The 14,753-nt window shown below is 66.8% G+C and carries 15 protein-coding genes; 8 read left to right on the top strand and 7 right to left on the bottom strand.

The window, feature by feature from the left end:
- Nucleotides 1-2: 2 nt before the first annotated feature.
- On the bottom strand, nt 3-2,153 hold the full coding sequence (locus tag ABQF30_RS10060) for an acetyltransferase SucT (RefSeq protein ID WP_448462858.1): 2,151 nt from the start codon (nt 2,151-2,153) through the stop codon (nt 3-5).
- 92 nt (nt 2,154-2,245) lie between these two features.
- Here ABQF30_RS10060 and ABQF30_RS10065 point away from each other — a divergent pair, with 92 nt between their 5' ends.
- Genes ABQF30_RS10065 through ABQF30_RS10085 form a run of 5 tightly spaced genes read left to right on the top strand, consistent with a single transcriptional unit; the run spans nt 2,246 to nt 6,679 of the window.
- Nucleotides 2,246-3,550, top strand: coding sequence for an adenosylmethionine--8-amino-7-oxononanoate transaminase (locus ABQF30_RS10065; protein WP_448462860.1), 1,305 nt, complete (start codon nt 2,246-2,248; stop codon nt 3,548-3,550).
- Between the two features lie 31 nt (nt 3,551-3,581).
- Nucleotides 3,582-4,730, top strand: a complete 1,149-nt coding sequence (locus ABQF30_RS10070; RefSeq protein WP_448462862.1) for an 8-amino-7-oxononanoate synthase — start codon at nt 3,582-3,584, stop codon at nt 4,728-4,730.
- A complete protein-coding gene (gene bioD / locus ABQF30_RS10075) occupies nt 4,727-5,404 on the top strand; it encodes a dethiobiotin synthase (protein WP_448462864.1) in 678 nt (225 codons plus the stop codon). The genes ABQF30_RS10070 and bioD overlap by 4 nt, the downstream gene beginning before the upstream one ends.
- Nucleotides 5,405-5,914, top strand: coding sequence for a 2'-5' RNA ligase family protein (locus ABQF30_RS10080; protein ID WP_448462866.1), 510 nt, complete (start codon nt 5,405-5,407; stop codon nt 5,912-5,914).
- Between the two features lie 12 nt (nt 5,915-5,926).
- Nucleotides 5,927-6,679: a maleylpyruvate isomerase family mycothiol-dependent enzyme gene (locus tag ABQF30_RS10085; protein WP_448462868.1), complete on the top strand. Its 753-nt coding sequence runs from the start codon at nt 5,927-5,929 to the stop codon at nt 6,677-6,679.
- A gap of 91 nt (nt 6,680-6,770) precedes the next feature.
- Here ABQF30_RS10085 and ABQF30_RS10090 read toward each other — a convergent pair whose 3' ends face one another.
- Both ABQF30_RS10090 and ABQF30_RS10095 read right to left on the bottom strand, forming a co-directional pair.
- Nucleotides 6,771-8,540, bottom strand: a complete 1,770-nt coding sequence (locus ABQF30_RS10090; protein WP_448462870.1) for an HNH endonuclease signature motif containing protein — start codon at nt 8,538-8,540, stop codon at nt 6,771-6,773.
- 194 nt (nt 8,541-8,734) lie between these two features.
- Complete coding sequence (locus ABQF30_RS10095) at nt 8,735-9,331, bottom strand: TetR/AcrR family transcriptional regulator C-terminal domain-containing protein (protein WP_448462872.1); 597 nt, start codon at nt 9,329-9,331, stop codon at nt 8,735-8,737.
- A gap of 116 nt (nt 9,332-9,447) precedes the next feature.
- On the opposite strand from ABQF30_RS10095, the gene bioB reads away from it, so the two are divergent.
- From bioB to ABQF30_RS10110, 3 genes are read left to right on the top strand one after another with little or no spacing between them, the layout of a single operon-like run.
- Nucleotides 9,448-10,440 carry a biotin synthase BioB gene (gene bioB / locus ABQF30_RS10100; RefSeq protein WP_448463588.1) on the top strand — a complete coding sequence of 331 codons (993 nt, stop codon included), beginning with the start codon at nt 9,448-9,450 and terminating at the stop codon, nt 10,438-10,440.
- 12 nt (nt 10,441-10,452) lie between these two features.
- Nucleotides 10,453-10,689, top strand: a complete 237-nt coding sequence (gene bsaP / locus ABQF30_RS10105; RefSeq protein WP_448462874.1) for a biotin synthase auxiliary protein BsaP — start codon at nt 10,453-10,455, stop codon at nt 10,687-10,689.
- Complete coding sequence (locus ABQF30_RS10110; protein WP_448462876.1) at nt 10,686-11,357, top strand: DUF2567 domain-containing protein; 672 nt, start codon at nt 10,686-10,688, stop codon at nt 11,355-11,357. Before bsaP ends, ABQF30_RS10110 begins: the two co-directional genes overlap by 4 nt.
- On the opposite strand, the gene ABQF30_RS10115 is transcribed toward ABQF30_RS10110, so the two are convergent.
- The 4 genes from ABQF30_RS10115 to ABQF30_RS10130 are packed head-to-tail and all read right to left on the bottom strand — an operon-like array spanning nt 11,338 to nt 14,683.
- Nucleotides 11,338-11,748 (bottom strand): VOC family protein, encoded by a 411-nt coding sequence (locus ABQF30_RS10115; RefSeq protein ID WP_448462878.1) that lies wholly within the window; start codon nt 11,746-11,748, stop codon nt 11,338-11,340. The genes ABQF30_RS10110 and ABQF30_RS10115 overlap by 20 nt on opposite strands.
- A gap of 47 nt (nt 11,749-11,795) precedes the next feature.
- Nucleotides 11,796-12,608, bottom strand: a complete 813-nt coding sequence (locus ABQF30_RS10120; protein ID WP_448462880.1) for an AraC family transcriptional regulator — start codon at nt 12,606-12,608, stop codon at nt 11,796-11,798.
- Between the two features lie 35 nt (nt 12,609-12,643).
- Nucleotides 12,644-13,975 carry a lipase family protein gene (locus ABQF30_RS10125; protein WP_448462882.1) on the bottom strand — a complete coding sequence of 444 codons (1,332 nt, stop codon included), beginning with the start codon at nt 13,973-13,975 and terminating at the stop codon, nt 12,644-12,646.
- Nucleotides 13,976-14,017: 42 nt separating this feature from the next.
- The gene (locus tag ABQF30_RS10130; RefSeq protein WP_448463590.1) at nt 14,018-14,683 is read right to left on the bottom strand and encodes an NUDIX hydrolase; all 666 of its coding nucleotides are present in this window, start codon (nt 14,681-14,683) and stop codon (nt 14,018-14,020) included.
- Nucleotides 14,684-14,753 lie beyond the last annotated feature (70 nt).

Consider the following 14,753-nt stretch of genomic DNA (forward strand, 5'->3'; position numbering starts at 1 on the left):
GTTCACCACCAGCCGGTGGCTGCCGCCAACTGGCGGCCGAGCTCGTTGGTCATGGTCCGCATATAGGTCGTCGAGATGTGGTGAGAATCGTGATAGAGCAACACATTTCCCTCCACCACGCGGCAGTAGTCCTCACGGCACACCGCATCGCTCATGTCGAGTGGCTTCAACAGCGGGAACCTCCCGACGTAATCCAGTGTCGGGTTGTGGTCGGACAGTACCTTGGACCGGTCGATGCCGCATGAGATGGCGTCGCCTCCGTTGGCCAGACAGTCAGCCGGGAAGTACGGCTCGCCGTTGCGCACCAGCCACGGCGTATCGCGCATCGCAAGAATGGGAATGTTGTTCTGCGACAAGGTGTCCCATATTCCGAGGTAAGTGCTCGGCATCACGTCGCCGGGCTTGATGTTCCATGGTCGCGTCGAGGTGGTGAACACGAAATCGGGCTGGTCGGAGATCAGCTTGGCCATCACCCGCTGGTTCCAGTCGCGGCATTTCGGATACGGCCGGTTGTCGCCCATCACGAGTGGCATCGGCTCGGTCGTCAGCGGGCAGCCCATCTTGAGGTAGGTCACCACTTTGAAGTTCTGCAATCGGCCGAGCAGGTCGAGCGCGGTGATCCAGTGCTCGGCGTGTGAGCCGCCGGCCAGCGCGATGGTGCGTGTTGCGGCCTTGTCGCCGTAGGTGCAGTTGATTACGTCGATATTGCCGAAGTCGCTGATGCAGCCCTCGTTCGTGGAGGCCGGCAGGTCGTCTTCGGCTTCCAACACCGTCGGGCGCATCGGCAACTTGGGCACTCGCACGTTGTTGATCAGTGCCCGCGCACCCGGGTAGTCACGGGCTGAAAGCCCGGACAACTCTTTGCCGTTCGCCCGTTGCACCGTGACGTGTTCGCGCCAGGTGAAGGAGGTCGCCGTCAACGCAACGCCCAGCAGAGCGACGATCGAGCCCAGCACGATCGTCGGGCGGCGCAGCCGCGCCCGCAGCGGGATCGCCGGGGCTGGTGCCTTGACCGACTGTGCGCGCAGCGGTTCCTCGATGTAGCGCGTAGTGAGCCAGGCCAGCACGCCCGACACCAGCAGCACGATGGCGCCTTCGAGGAAATTGGCGTGCCCGTGGCCTGAGTACGACAACCAGAAGATGAGCAGCGGCCAGTGCCACAGATACAACGAGTAGGCCATCGCGCCCAGCGACACGAACGGTTTCGTCGCCAGCATCCGGTTGGGCGCCGGGAGTCGTTCGCCGGCCGGTCGGTTGGCCGCCGACAGGATGAACAGCACTGTCGCACCCACCGGTACCAATGCCCACGGCCCGGGGAACTCCTTGACGCCGTCGATGAACGCGCCACAGGACAGGATCGCGGCCAGTGAGACGAAGGCGACGACCGTGCGCAGCCACATCGGCCACCGGACAAACGACACGACCGCGCCGGCAAGCGCCCCGAGGAGCAGCTCCCAAGCCCGCGCGAAGCTGTTGTAGTACGCGGTGGCCTGATCAGCGTTGTGCGCGATGATCGCGTACACGAAGGACGCGATGGTCAAGGCGCCCAGCACCACGATGAAAACCGTCCGCAGGTGCCGGCCGAACAGTCGGCGGCACAGGAAGCCGAGCCCGAAAATCAGCGCGAGAAACGCGATGTAGAACTGTCCCTGGATCGACATCGACCAGATGTGCTGGAGCGGACTGACCGCCTCACCGGCGCGCAGGTAATCCGCTGCGGTGTTGGCCAATTCCCAGTTCTGGTAGTAGCCGAGACTCGCCAGGCTCTGGTCGGCAAACGTTTCCCACCGTGTTTCGGGCTGGATCAGAATGGTCAGCACCGCCGATGCCGCGAGCACTACCACCAACGCAGGTAGGAGGCGTCGTACAAGGCGGACCACTTCGGACACCGGCCACAGCGAAGCCCCCGGGGTCAGGACCGTCCGCAGGATCTTGCCGCCGAAAAAGAACCCCGACAAGGCCAGGAACACGTCCACACCACCGGAAACCCGGCCGAACCACACATGAAACACCGCGACCAGCGCGATAGCTATCCCGCGCAGGCCGTCGAGATCGTGCCGGTAGAAACCCGACTTCCGGGTGCCCAAAGACACGGGTTTGGCGCGCGAATCGTCGGTTACTGGCGCCGGCCGCGGCGGGGCAAGGGTCATCATGATCGGAGGTCAATTTACCTAAGAACAGCCTGGCGCTCATATTTCGGATGCCGTCATCACCTTCTATGAGCAAAGGGCTAGGCTGCCGGTCTGTGGCCGATCTGACTCCAGCGCAGATCAGTGCCATCGATACGGCTCACATCTGGCACCCCTACAGCACGATCGGGGCCGAGGCATTGCCGCCGGTGGTGGCGGTCGGAGCCAAGGGCGCGTGGCTGACGGTGATCGATCCCGCTGACAGCGATGGACGGCCGATCCAGGTGCTCGATGCGATGGCGTCGTGGTGGACGGCCGTGCATGGTCACGGGCACCCCGTCCTGGACCAAGCCATCAACAACCAGATGGCCACCATGAACCACGTCATGTTCGGCGGTTTGACGCATGGGCCGGCGGCACGGCTGGCGCAACTGCTCGTGGAGCTCACCCCGGACGGCCTGGAAACCGTGTTCTTCAGCGACTCCGGTTCGGTGTCTGTCGAGGTCGCGGTCAAGATGGCACTGCAGTACTGGCGCAGCCTGGGCCGCGGTGCCAAACACCGGCTGATGACCTGGCGTGGCGGTTACCACGGCGACACGTTCACCCCGATGAGCGTGTGCGACCCCGACGGCGGCATGCACTCGCTGTGGACCGACGTCCTCATCGCGCAGGAGTTCGCGCCCCAGGTTCCCGCCAACTACGACCCGGCTTACAGCGCGGCATTCGAGAAACAGCTTGCCCGGCAGGCCGACGAACTCGCTGCCGTGATCGTGGAACCAGTCGTGCAGGGCGCGGGCGGGATGCGGTTTCACGATCCGCGCTATCTGTCCGATCTGCGCGCCATCTGCGATCGCCACGACGTCCTGCTGATCTTCGACGAGATCGCCACCGGCTTCGGGAGGACCGGTGAGCTTTTCGCCGCGGAACACGCCGGGGTCAGTCCGGACATCATGTGCGTCGGCAAGGCGCTCACCGGTGGATACATCACCCTGGCTGCCACGCTGTGTACCGGGCGGATCGCCCAGACCATCAGCTCAGGGCAGCCCGGCGCACTCATGCACGGACCCACCTTCATGGCCAACGCGCTGGCATGCGCCGTTGGCGTGGCGGCCGTTGAGCTTCTGGTCACCAGCGACTGGCGCGCGCAGGTGCAGGCCATCGAAGCGGGTTTGCGAGAGGGACTCGAACCGGCCCGTGCGCTGCCCGGTGTCGCCGATGTCCGGGTGCTGGGCGCGATCGGCGTCGTCGAGATGGCCGAGCCCGTGGACATGCGGGTGGCGACTGCGGCCGCATTGCGGCACGGGGTCTGGCTGCGCCCGTTCCGCAATCTGGTGTACGCGATGCCGCCGTATATCTGCACGCCTGATGAGATCGGCCAGATAACCGCGGCGATGGTCGGCGTCGCGCGTGCATTAACCTGAACGGTGTTCAATTGTCCCGTTAGGAGCTCACGTGACACGCACCGGTCTTTCGCCACTGGCCTGGCTGGCCGACGTCGAACAACAGCGCCGTGACGCTGGACTACGCCGCGAGCTGCGCGCCCGGCCACCGGTAGGCGCCGAACTCGATCTGGCGTCCAACGACTACCTGGGGTTGTCCCAGCACCCCGAGGTGCTCGACGGCGGCGTCGAAGCGTTGCGCACCTGGGGCGCCGGTGCCGGTGGCTCTCGCCTCGTCACCGGAAACACCGAGCTGCACGAAGGGTTCGAGACGGCGTTGGCGTCCTTCGTCGGAGCCGAATCGGCGCTCGTCTTCTCATCGGGTTACACCGCGAACCTCGGCGCCGTCGTGGCGCTGTCCGGCCCCGGATCCCTCGTGGTGTCCGACGCGCTCACTCACGCCTCGCTCGTCGACGCCTGCCGGCTGTCGCGGGCCAGGGTGACGGTCACGCCGCACCGAGACGTCGCCGCGGTCGAAGCAGCCCTGGCTGCACGCACCGAGGACCGGGCCGTGGTCCTGACCGAATCGGTGTTCAGTGCCGACGGCGTCCTGGCCCCGCTGCGCGAACTGCATTCGGTGTGTCGACGCCACGGTGCGCTGCTGATCGTGGACGAGGCGCACGGTCTCGGGGTGCGTGGGCCCTGTGGGCAGGGTCTGCTCTACGAGGTCGGTCTCGCCGGGGCGCCGGACGTGGTGATGACCACGACGCTGTCGAAGGCGTTGGGCAGCCAGGGCGGCGTGGTTCTGGGTCCGGATGCCGTGCGGGCGCACCTCATCGACGCTGCCCGGCCGTTCATTTTCGACACCGGCCTGGCGCCTGCCGCTGTCGGTGCGGCATGGGCGGCACTGCGTGTGCTGATTTCCGAGCCGCATCGTGCCGGCGCCGTGCTGTCCCGGGCCGCCGAGCTGGCCCGGATATCGGGTGTCGCCGCAGAGCCCGACTCGGCGGTGGTGTCGGTGATCCTGGGTGAACCCGAAGTCGCGGTGGCAGCGGCGGCGGCCTGTCTTGAACGTGGTGTGCGGGTCGGTTGCTTCCGCCCGCCGACTGTTCCCGCCGGGACGTCGCGGTTGCGGTTGACCGCGCGGGCCTCGCTGTCGGATGACGAGATGGAACTGGCCGGCAGGGTGCTGACCGAAGTGCTCGCCACCGCACGAACATGAGCGTTCTCACCGTGACCGGCACCGATACCGGCGTCGGGAAGACAGTGACCACCGCGGCACTGGCCTGCGCAGCCCGCCTGGCCGGGTTGGACGTCGCGGTGTGCAAGCCCGTGCAGACCGGGACCATCGACGGTGACGACGATCTCGGCGAGGTCCGCCGGCTGTCCGGGGCCGTCGAACTGCACGGCGGCTGGCGCTATCCCGAACCGCTGGCGCCGGTCGCGGCCGCCGGCCGTGCTGGACTGGCGCTGCCGTCCCGCACCGACCTGGTCGCGGCGGTGCGGACGGTCGACGCGCCGGGCCGGCTGACACTCGTTGAGGGGGCGGGGGGTCTGCTGGTGGAACTTGGTGCCGACGGAGTTACCCTGCGCGATCTCGCAGCGGACCTTTCGGCTCCGGTACTGGTGGTGGTCTCACCCGGCCTGGGTACCCTCAACCACACCGCGTTGACGTTGGAATCACTTGCCGGACAAGGGATTCCATGTGCGGGATTGGTGATCGGCGCGTGGCCTGCTGAACCGGGCATCGCCGAGCAGGGCAATCGGGAGGCGCTTGCCGAGCTGGCGCCGGTGCGTGCGGCGCTGCCCGCGGGCGCCGGCAGCGCCAACCCCGAAGAGTTCGCGGCACTCAGCGCTGCGGCATTCGATGGTGACTGGATTGCAGGCTTGGTCTGAATGGTCCATTCCGTCGAGCTCGTCTTCGATGCGGACACCGAAGCGGCCGTCCGCCACATCTGGGATGGATTGCGCGAGGCGGGGATTCCCAGTCAGGCCCCGGCCGGCCGGCCACACGCCACCTTGACCGTCGCCCAGTACATCGACCCACAGGTGGAGACTCTGCTGCTGCCGACGCTCGACCGGTTACCGCTGCCGTGCCGGCTCGGGGCCACCCTGATCTTCGGCCGGTCGGCCGGGGTGCTGGCCCGGCTGCTGGTGCCGTCACCGGAGCTCCTCGAGGTGCAGGCCGAGGTGTACCGGTCGTGTCTGCCGTACACGGAACCGGCCCCGATGCCGCATGCCGAGACCGGGCAATGGACGCCGCACGTCACCTTGGCGCGGCGGCTGCCACCCACGAAACTGGCGCTCGCCCTGCGCATCGCCGGGCGGCCGGCCGAGATCGCCGGCCGTGTCGTCGGGTTGCGACGCTGGGACGGCGACAAACGTGTGGAGCACCCGATCGGCTGACATGCTGGTCGAATGGAACGTGTTGCGATCATCCGTGCCGAGTCGCAGCGGCTCGCCGACGTCCTGGCGGGAATCCCGCCAGACGGCCGCTGCCCGACGTGTCCTGAGTGGAGCGCCGCAGATCTACTGTGGCACCTGACCGAGGTGCACTTTTTCTGGGCCGGCGTGCTGGCCCGGAACGCCCGCACCGACGATGACCTGCCCGCCGTCGAACAAGCCAAACCTGCTCGCCCCGGCGCCGTCAGCGACATGCTGGCATTGCGTGAGCGAGCGACGACCCTGCTGCTGGAACAACTTCGGCGGCTTGATGACAGCGAGCCACGGTGGTCGTGGTGGCCGCCGGATCAGACGGTCGGCTTCACCCGGCGGATGCAGACCTACGAGGCGACCATGCACCGCGTCGACGCCGAGCTGGCCGCAGCCGTGCCGATCGGACCCATCGATGCCGAGGTCGCGGCGGGCGCCGTCGATCACGCGGTGGACGTGATGTGGGGCTGGCAGCCCGAGGGCACGATGTATGAGCCGGCCGCTGTGGTCGAGTTCGTCGCTCCCGATGTCGGGCAGCGCTGGCTGGTCGAGGTCGGCGTGGCGGGTGAGTTGCCACGAGCGACACGGGCGACCGGCGGTGAACCGACCGCGCGGGCCACAGCTCCGGTGGCCGAGCTCGCCCTGTGGGCGTGGACGCGGGTTGGTTCGGTAGACATCTCCGGCGTGCCGGCGTCCGTCGCGGCGCTGGAGGCGATCGTCAACCGCGGGATGCCGTAATAGCACTCACATCTGCCACATGTCCCGGCAGCCGCGTGCGTGTCGCGGTGGGGCGCGACGGGTCGGGCAAGCGCGGGGCTTGCCTAGCTCGTCAGGGACCGCGCACTGTTGTGCCGCTGAGGGCGTGGTCGTTGATGGGTTCGCATGGGTCGGGGTCGGCGTATGGGTATGTGTCCTGGCGAGTTTCGTTCGAGGGTGGGCTGTCGTCGAGCAGAATCCAGCCGGGCGGAAGCCCGGGGTCGAACGGCTCTGGGCCGGACGCATCTGGGTTCCAGAGGTGTTCGACATTGGGTGGGATCGGTGTGGATTCGTCGAAGTCGGTGTCCCAGTCCAGGTCCCACTGCGGGTCCTGGTTCACGTGCTGTTTCGAGTCCTCGTCTGATACCCACTCCGGATCCTGTTTCAGGTCCCGCTCGTTGCCCGGCGCCGGGTTCTGCGTCGATTCCTGCTCTGGTACCGGTTCGGGGTCCGGCGTGAGTTCCCCGTCGGGTTCCTCGGGTGGGGTGAGGAGCAGTTCGGGCCGGTGGTGGTAGTTGATGCGCTGTTGGCTGTGGTCCAACTCGGGTGGTGGGTGCCATTCGACGTCGCCGCGGGCGTTGATGGTGGTGGTGTAGCCGTTATCGCTGTTGACGAGGCGGTTGTCGGGGCCGCAGGCCAGGGTCATCTCGTCGACGTTGGTGTTGCCGCCGTCGGACCAATCGGCGGCGGCGTGATGCACCTGGCAGCCGTAGGCGCCGACGGTGCAGCCCGGTTTGGTGCAGCCGCCGTCGCGGGCGATGAGCATGATCCGCTGGGCCGCGCTGGCGGTGCGCCGCGCCCGGTAGTAGTCCAGGGCCGCTCCGGTGGCCTGGTCGAAGATCGCCAGGTGGTGGTTGGCGTGCCCGCCCATCCGGATGACATCTGTGATGGGAAGCTTCTTTCCGCCGCCGGTGACCCCGATCCCGGCGCGCGATTCCAAATCTTGCAGCGTGGTGCGGATGATCACCGACACCGGTAGGCCGTTGAGTTGCCCGAGGTCCCCGCTCATCAACGCGATGCGTCCGATGACCAGCAGGGCGTCGTGTTGGCGTTGGGCCAGGGTGCGGTGATCGTTGTCGATCTGGGCCTGGGTGGGGGTGCCGGTGGTGCAGGGTTCGTCGTCGTCGGGGTTGCACATGCCGGGCGCGGCGAATTTGGCGAGCAGTACCTCCCAGACGGCGGCGGCTTCGGGGGTGAGGTTGGCGGTCAGACCGGTCATCGCGTCGCGGCCCTGTTTGGCCATGTTGACGCCGCGTTTGCGGGCGCGTTCGGTGTCGTCGGGTTCGGGTCCGTCCTGATCGAGCAGGAACAACCGCAGCTCGGCGGTTTCCTTGAGTTCCTTGGGGCCCACCCCGACGGCGACCCGGACCAGGTCGAGTTCGAACTGTTCCCGCGTCGTGGTGTCCACCCACTCCGGTAGGTGATGGACTGCGTCGCGCAGGACCTTGACGTGATCGGTGTTGATCAGCCCGGCGCGTTGGGCGGCGGCCACCGCAGGCAGCACCGCCGGCAGCACCTCACCGGTCAGGGCTTGGCGCGGCCCCAGCTCGCCAGCCTCAGCCAAGCGCCGACCGGCCTCGGCGGTGGACAGCCGCCACCGGATCCGTAGCACCTCGTTCCACGACTTGGCGCCCAGCTCCTTGGCCGTGGCGCCAGCCTGCAGCTGGGCCAGCAGCCGATGCCACACGGCCGGCGTCTGACAGGTCAGGGTCTCGTACTCGTCGAGCACCGCGAGCAGCTCGGCCCGGGTCAACGACGCGAAATCGCAGGAGGCGAACGTGTCGAAGGCGGCCCGCAACCCCGCCACCGCCTCACCACCCGCCTGCATGTTTCGAACATACATTCGACCACCGACAAAAATGGCGCTTTCCGCCCACAAGGTTTAGCGAGATTGCGAGGGCGGAGGCCGGGTAATCGCTGTGGCGGAAAATTCGCCTCGGACCGCCGTGCCGTTACTGGCGCGGTTGCGCTTCAAGCCGACTTATCAAGTCGAGATTGCAGTCAGATCAAGTGGGCTTACGAGCCAGATTTCGGCGTTTACTCGACGGGAAGCCGACGTTCGGCGCTGCCGTGCACGGACAAGCCGTCGACGAGCAGGTCGAGCCCGAAGGTGAAGCGCGCAGAGGGGTCTTCGGCCATTACCGACTGCTCGTCGGTCAGCGCGCCGGCGGCGTCCCACTGCAACCGGGACTGTTCGTCGACGGTGAACCCGAGCACGTAGTAGATCACCGTCCGAGCGGCCAGTTCGGCGTCGTCGGAATCAATCCCCGCATCGCGCGCCGCGTCGGTCAGTTGCGCGAGGAGTCCGACGACGGCCGTCGATTGCCCGGCCGCGAAGCTCGACGACACGAGTTCGGCGCCGTCGGTGTGGGACAGCAGCGCGTCGCGCAACGCGCGGCAGATGTCATGAATCCGTTCGCGCCAGCCCAACGCCGCGGCATCGGTGCGGGCGGACGCCAAGATGTGGTCCGCCACTGCCCCCAGCAGCTCCTGCTTGTTGGCGAAGTGCCAGTACAGAGCGCCCGGGCTGACGTTGAGCTCACGGCCAAGGCGCCGCATTGTCAGGTCGCCGATGCCGTAGTTGTCGAGGATCACCGTCGCCGCTGCCACCACGTCCGGTTTGTGGAGTTGCACACCGCTACCCTAACCTGAACGGTGTTCAATTGTCGGCCCGCCGACGTGTTCAATTGTCGGCACGGCCGACAGGTTGAAATCAACGATCCAGGAGGACATTCGTGACGCAGGCAGCCGTGGACGTATTGGGTGTGGCCCGCGAGCAGGTGCTGGAGCGCGGCGTCGGCCTCGATCAGGACCAGACGCTGCAGGTGCTGCAACTGCCCGACGATCGGCTCGACGCCCTGCTCGAACTGGCTCATGACGTCCGGATGAAGTGGTGTGGCCCCGATGTCGAGGTCGAGGGCATCATCAGCCTCAAGACCGGCGGTTGCCCCGAGGACTGCCACTTCTGTTCACAGTCAGGGCTTTTCGCGTCGCCGGTGCGCAGCGCGTGGCTGGACATTCCGAGCTTGGTCGAGGCGGCCAAGCAGACCGCCAAGACCGGCGCCACCGAGTTCTGCATCGTCGCCGCGGTCCGCGGCCCGGACGAGCGCCTGCTGTCTCAGGTGGCCGCGGGCATCGAGGCCATCCGCAATGAGGTCGACATTCAGATCGCCTGCTCGCTGGGCATGCTCACCGAGGAACAGGTCCAGCGCCTCGCCGATATGGGCGTGCACCGCTACAACCACAACCTGGAGACGGCGCGGTCCTTCTTCACCAACGTGGTGACCACCCACACCTGGGAAGAGCGCTGGGACACGCTGCGCATGGTCCGCGAAGCCGGCATGGAGGTGTGCTGCGGCGGCATCCTCGGCATGGGGGAGACGCTGGAGCAGCGCGCCGAGTTCGCGGCCAATCTCGCCGAACTCAACCCGCACGAGGTTCCGCTGAACTTCCTCAACCCTCGCCCGGGCACCCCGTTCGGTGACCTGGAGGTGCTGCCCGCTTCCGACGCGCTGCGGGCCGTCGCGGCGTTCCGGCTGGCCCTGCCGCGCACCATGCTGCGGTTCGCGGGTGGTCGCGAGATCACCCTCGGCGACCTCGGCGCCAAGCAGGGCATCCTGGGCGGCATCAACGCCGTCATCGTCGGCAACTACCTCACCACGCTGGGGCGGCCGGCCGAGGCCGACCTGGAACTGCTCGACGATCTGCAGATGCCGATCAAGGCGCTCAACGCAACCCTGTAGAACGGGGTGGTGATGATCGAGGAAGTTCCGGCGCTGCCCGCGCCCGTCGGCGCCGGCCTTTACAACGTCTACACCGGTGGCCCGGCGGGTAGCACCATGCCGACGGCCGCTCAGCTCGGTCTCGAACCCCCGCGGTTCTGTGCCGAATGTGGTCGCCGGATGATTGTCCAGGTGCGCCCGGACGGTTGGTGGGCCAAATGCGCGCGGCATGGACAGGTGGATTCCACGGAACTCGAGACGAAGCGATGAGCATTTCGAACGACGAGCAGGACACGGCAGTCGCTGTGCCCGCCAATGTTCCGGGCGGCCCGCGTATCTCGCGCTCTCGCGCGGTGGTGATCGTGGTGGTGGCGCTGACCATTGCCGGCGCGCTGTTCGGCGTGCTGTGGGCCTGGCTGGCCCCACCGATTCGCGGCGTGGTCGCATTAACTCGCAGCGGGGAGCGGATCCACGCCTACCTCGGCAGTGAATCCGACCATTTCTTCACCGCGGCGTTCATGTTCGTCGGGCTGCTGGTGGTCCTTGCGGTGGTATCCGCCGTGGCGCTGTGGCAGTGGCGGGCGCATCGCGGACCCGTGCTCCTGACCGCGCTGGCAGTGGGTTGCGCGGCTGCCGCGGCCGCGGCAGCCGGTGTAGGCGCGGCACTGGTGCACCGGCGTTACGGCACCCTCGACATCGCCGGTGCTCCGGTGACGCCCGAAGATCGGGTCCATTACGTCGTGGAGGCAGCCCCGGTGTTCTTCGGGCATACACCGCTGCAGCTGGCGGCCACCATCCTGTTCCCGGCTGCGATGGCGGCTCTCGCATACGCGCTGATCGCCGTGTCGACGCCCCGCGACGATCTCGGCGCGTGGCCACCTGCTGAGACACCGGTTTACCCGGCGTTGCCGCCTGCGGTCAGCCCGCCGATGGCCTGACGGCTGCCGGTTCGAAGACTTCGATCGGATTGCCGTCAGGATCGCTGATCTGGATCTGCCGGCCGCCCGGACCCTCCTCGACCGTATTGCGGAACACCACGCCGCGCCCGCGCAAATCGGCGATCCCTGCGTCGAGGTCGTCGACCTCGAGCACAAACCGGTTGAAGCCTCCGGGTGTCTGCCGACTTCCGTCAGGCATCGGACGCGCACCTGAACTATCCGGGCCGCTCAGCCACAGGGTGAGGTCACCGTTGACGACAGCGGCGAACGCACCTCGACCCTGCAGTGCCAGCTCGAATCCGAGGCGTTCGGTGTAGAAGGCGATTGCCCGCGCAACGTCGGTGACCTGGTAGCGGACCGCGCCGGTTCGGTAAGCAACGTGACCAGACATGCCCGCATTGTGCGATACCTGTTCGACGATGTATTGAACAAAATTGACTACGGTTCGAGCGCGATATGGTCGTCCTTGGCGACGCGCGTACGCCTACGGAGATAGTCGGCGGGCGTCATCCCGGAGAAATCCTGGAATTCGCGGATCAGGTGTGATTGGTCGGCGTAGCCGTGTTCAACGGCGAAGCGTGACCAGTCCGGCGATTGCGCGGATCCGACGGCATGGTGTGCGCGCCGGAACCGCCGTACCCGGAAGAATCGCTTTGGCGTCATCCCCACCCTGGCGCTGAAGGCCTCGATGAACGTGCGATGGCTGAGCCCGGCCCGTCGTGCCATCGCCTCCATCGGCGGATGAGTGCACCCTGGCTCCAGGGCTTTCACGATGTCGGTCATTGCCGCGGGTGCCGGATGATCCGTGCGGAGCCTGGTCAGCAGCGCAGACTCGATCAGCGCGATGCGTTCCGACGCCGAAGTAGCTTCACAGACTCTAGACCGAAGGGTGTCGGCCTCGGAGTGCCACAACTCCGCGAGATCGATGTGGCGGTCGAGCAATTCCAATGGGGGTACACCCAGGATTGCCTGTGTGCCATCCGGTTTGAAGTGAACACCGACCATCGCGGCGTGCCGTCGAGCGTCGATGTCGAACGAACAACGGTACGGTCCGGATACTGCGGCGCCCGAGAGGTGTTGTCCTGCTGGGTCTTTCACGATGTGAATGGCATCGTCGCCAAGGTTGATGACCAGTTCGGTTGTGCCGGAGGGGAGTATTCGCTCAGCGGTCGCAGGGCCGTCGGTGATGCACCACAGGTGGTCGACGTACTCGCGCAGTGGCGCCGCGGGTGTGCGACTGGTGTAGATCATCGGAACCCGATTCGGGGCGGGCCGGATCCAACTGGTCAGAGCGGACGCCGCCCGATTGCCCGCCCGGTAGCCACTTTAATCGCGATCCCGGCGAGTCGGGCCATACCGGTATAGGTCATCGGGTTGAGCAGCGTCGGCCATTTTGTACGCATCAAGTGCTCGCTGAGCGGGCGGTCGGCGAACCGGTCGGTCAGCCAGCGCAAGGCCATCGGGGCTGACATGGGGTGAAGCAGCAGGTGTTCGCTGAACAGGTCGCGGTGATAGGTCACGTGGGAGCCGCCGCTGATGTAGGCGTCGGCCAGTTCGTCGATGACGTCCACTGAGATCAGCTCGTCATGGACCGCCTGGATGATCAGCACCGGCGGGTTCGGTGCGGCCACGCCGAGCTTGATGTCGTCGAACACCCGGGTCACTTCGGGGTCGTCGAGAATCTGTTCCAGGGGCAGGTCGACCAGATCGTCCATGTCGGTTCGCGCCAACCGCAGCACGGCTTCGACAGTGCTCATCGTGTGCAGCCGATCCAGTAGCTTGCGGCCCTCGACGGTGACATGCTCGGCGATCACCCGGTTGAGCCCGGGATAGATGTCGGCGAGCGCGGCAACCACGAGCGCCGGCAGCCCGGAGAACACCGTCCCGTTGAGCTTGCGGAACGTATGTCCGAGGTCGCCGACGGGTGAGCCGAGCACGGCGCCGACGATGTTGAGCTCGGGTGCGTAGGAACCGCTCATCTCGGCGGCCCACGCGCTGGCCAGCCCGCCGCCGGAATAACCCCACAAACCTATGGGCGCTGACGCCGACAGGGGCAGGCGTTCGCAGTTCAGCGCGGCCCGCAGGCCGTCGAGAACGTGGTACCCGGGTTGGTACGGCGCGCCCCACATGCCGTCGATGCCCTCGTGGTCGGGGACCGAGACGGCCCAGCCCTCGGCGAGTGCGGCGGTGATCAGGAGGAACTCGAATTGAGCCAGCGCCCCGGGTGCGGTCGCGCGGCGGCGCAGGGCGTAGGAGGGAAAGCAGCGCCCTGAGATTGCGTCGATTGCGCACTGGTAGGAGACGATCGGGCAGTTCGGCTTCGGGTCGGGCGGCATGATCATCGTGGTCGTGGCGGCCTCGGCGACGCCGTTGCGGTCGGTAGAGCGATACAGCAACTGGGTGGCATGGAAGCGTTGGGGAATCAGGCCGAGGAAAGCGACCTCGACGTCGCGGGTGCGCAGGACCGTGCCGGGTTCGGCGTGTTGAAAGCCCGCAGGAGGCACGTAGAACGCGTCATCGCTGGGCAACTGGGGCCGGGCGTTTCGATCGAGCTCTTCGTGTGGCGCGCACCCGATCCACTCGGCTCCGCTTCTGCTGGCGGCAGTGCCCAAGTCCATCGGGGCATTCTTGCTTAAGAAGGGTCTAAGAAGCCAGTCGACTCACCCGGGCGGCCGTAATGCTGCGAACTCGTCGGTGACTCGATAGCGCGACTCGGTGAAGCGGTACAGGGCTGCGGGGCGGCCTCCGCTGCGGCCGGACCGCGCGGTGGTGCCGGTGCGGGTGATGACGTTGCGGCGTTCCAGCACGCGCTGCAGGTTGGTCGCGTCGACTTGGTAGCCGAGCGCCGCGCTGTACACATCACGCAGTGACGAGAGCGCGAATTCTTTTGGAGCCAACGCAAACCCGATATTGGTGTAGGACAGTTTGGCGGCCAGCCGGGTACGCGCGTGCTCGACCATGGGCGCGTGGTCGAACGCCATCGGGGGCAGTTCGTTGACCGGGTGCCAGTGGGTGTCCGCCGGCAGGGCTGGGACGGCGGGGGAGGGCACCAGTCCCAGGAATGTCGACGCGATCGTACGCACACCGGGCGTCCGGGCAGGGTCGGAGAACACCTCGAGCTGCTCCAGGTGAGCCAACTGGCGCAGGTCGACCTTCTCTGCCAATTGGCGCCGGACCGAGCTCGTCAGATCTTCGTCGTCGCCCAGCCGGCCACCGGGGAGCGACCACATGCCGCGCTCGGGCTCAAGCGCACGTTGCCATAACAGCACGTTAAGCGCGGGTTGCTTGGAGCTGAGATCGCGAACCTGGAACACGACGGCGAGCACCTCGTGCGCGGTGTTACCATATTGCATGTTTTCGATTATAAGTCGAAAACCTGACTTCGATGAGGAGGCC

The sequence above is a fragment of the Mycolicibacterium sp. XJ870 genome (genome assembly GCF_053483975.1).

What these genes read in the sequence shown, in the direction of transcription:
- ABQF30_RS10060 (WP_448462858.1), bottom strand. Translation starts at nt 2,153, where the DNA reads ATGATGACCCTTGCCCCGCCGCGGCCGGCGCCAGTAACCGACGATTCG.
- bioD (WP_448462864.1), top strand. Translation starts at nt 4,727, where the DNA reads ATGAGCGTTCTCACCGTGACCGGCACCGATACCGGCGTCGGGAAGACA.
- ABQF30_RS10080 (WP_448462866.1), top strand. Translation starts at nt 5,405, where the DNA reads ATGGTCCATTCCGTCGAGCTCGTCTTCGATGCGGACACCGAAGCGGCC.
- ABQF30_RS10085 (WP_448462868.1), top strand. Translation starts at nt 5,927, where the DNA reads ATGGAACGTGTTGCGATCATCCGTGCCGAGTCGCAGCGGCTCGCCGAC.
- ABQF30_RS10090 (WP_448462870.1), bottom strand. Translation starts at nt 8,540, where the DNA reads ATGTATGTTCGAAACATGCAGGCGGGTGGTGAGGCGGTGGCGGGGTTG.
- bsaP (WP_448462874.1), top strand. Translation starts at nt 10,453, where the DNA reads ATGATCGAGGAAGTTCCGGCGCTGCCCGCGCCCGTCGGCGCCGGCCTT.
- ABQF30_RS10110 (WP_448462876.1), top strand. Translation starts at nt 10,686, where the DNA reads ATGAGCATTTCGAACGACGAGCAGGACACGGCAGTCGCTGTGCCCGCC.
- ABQF30_RS10115 (WP_448462878.1), bottom strand. Translation starts at nt 11,748, where the DNA reads ATGTCTGGTCACGTTGCTTACCGAACCGGCGCGGTCCGCTACCAGGTC.
- ABQF30_RS10120 (WP_448462880.1), bottom strand. Translation starts at nt 12,608, where the DNA reads ATGATCTACACCAGTCGCACACCCGCGGCGCCACTGCGCGAGTACGTC.
- ABQF30_RS10125 (WP_448462882.1), bottom strand. Translation starts at nt 13,975, where the DNA reads ATGGACTTGGGCACTGCCGCCAGCAGAAGCGGAGCCGAGTGGATCGGG.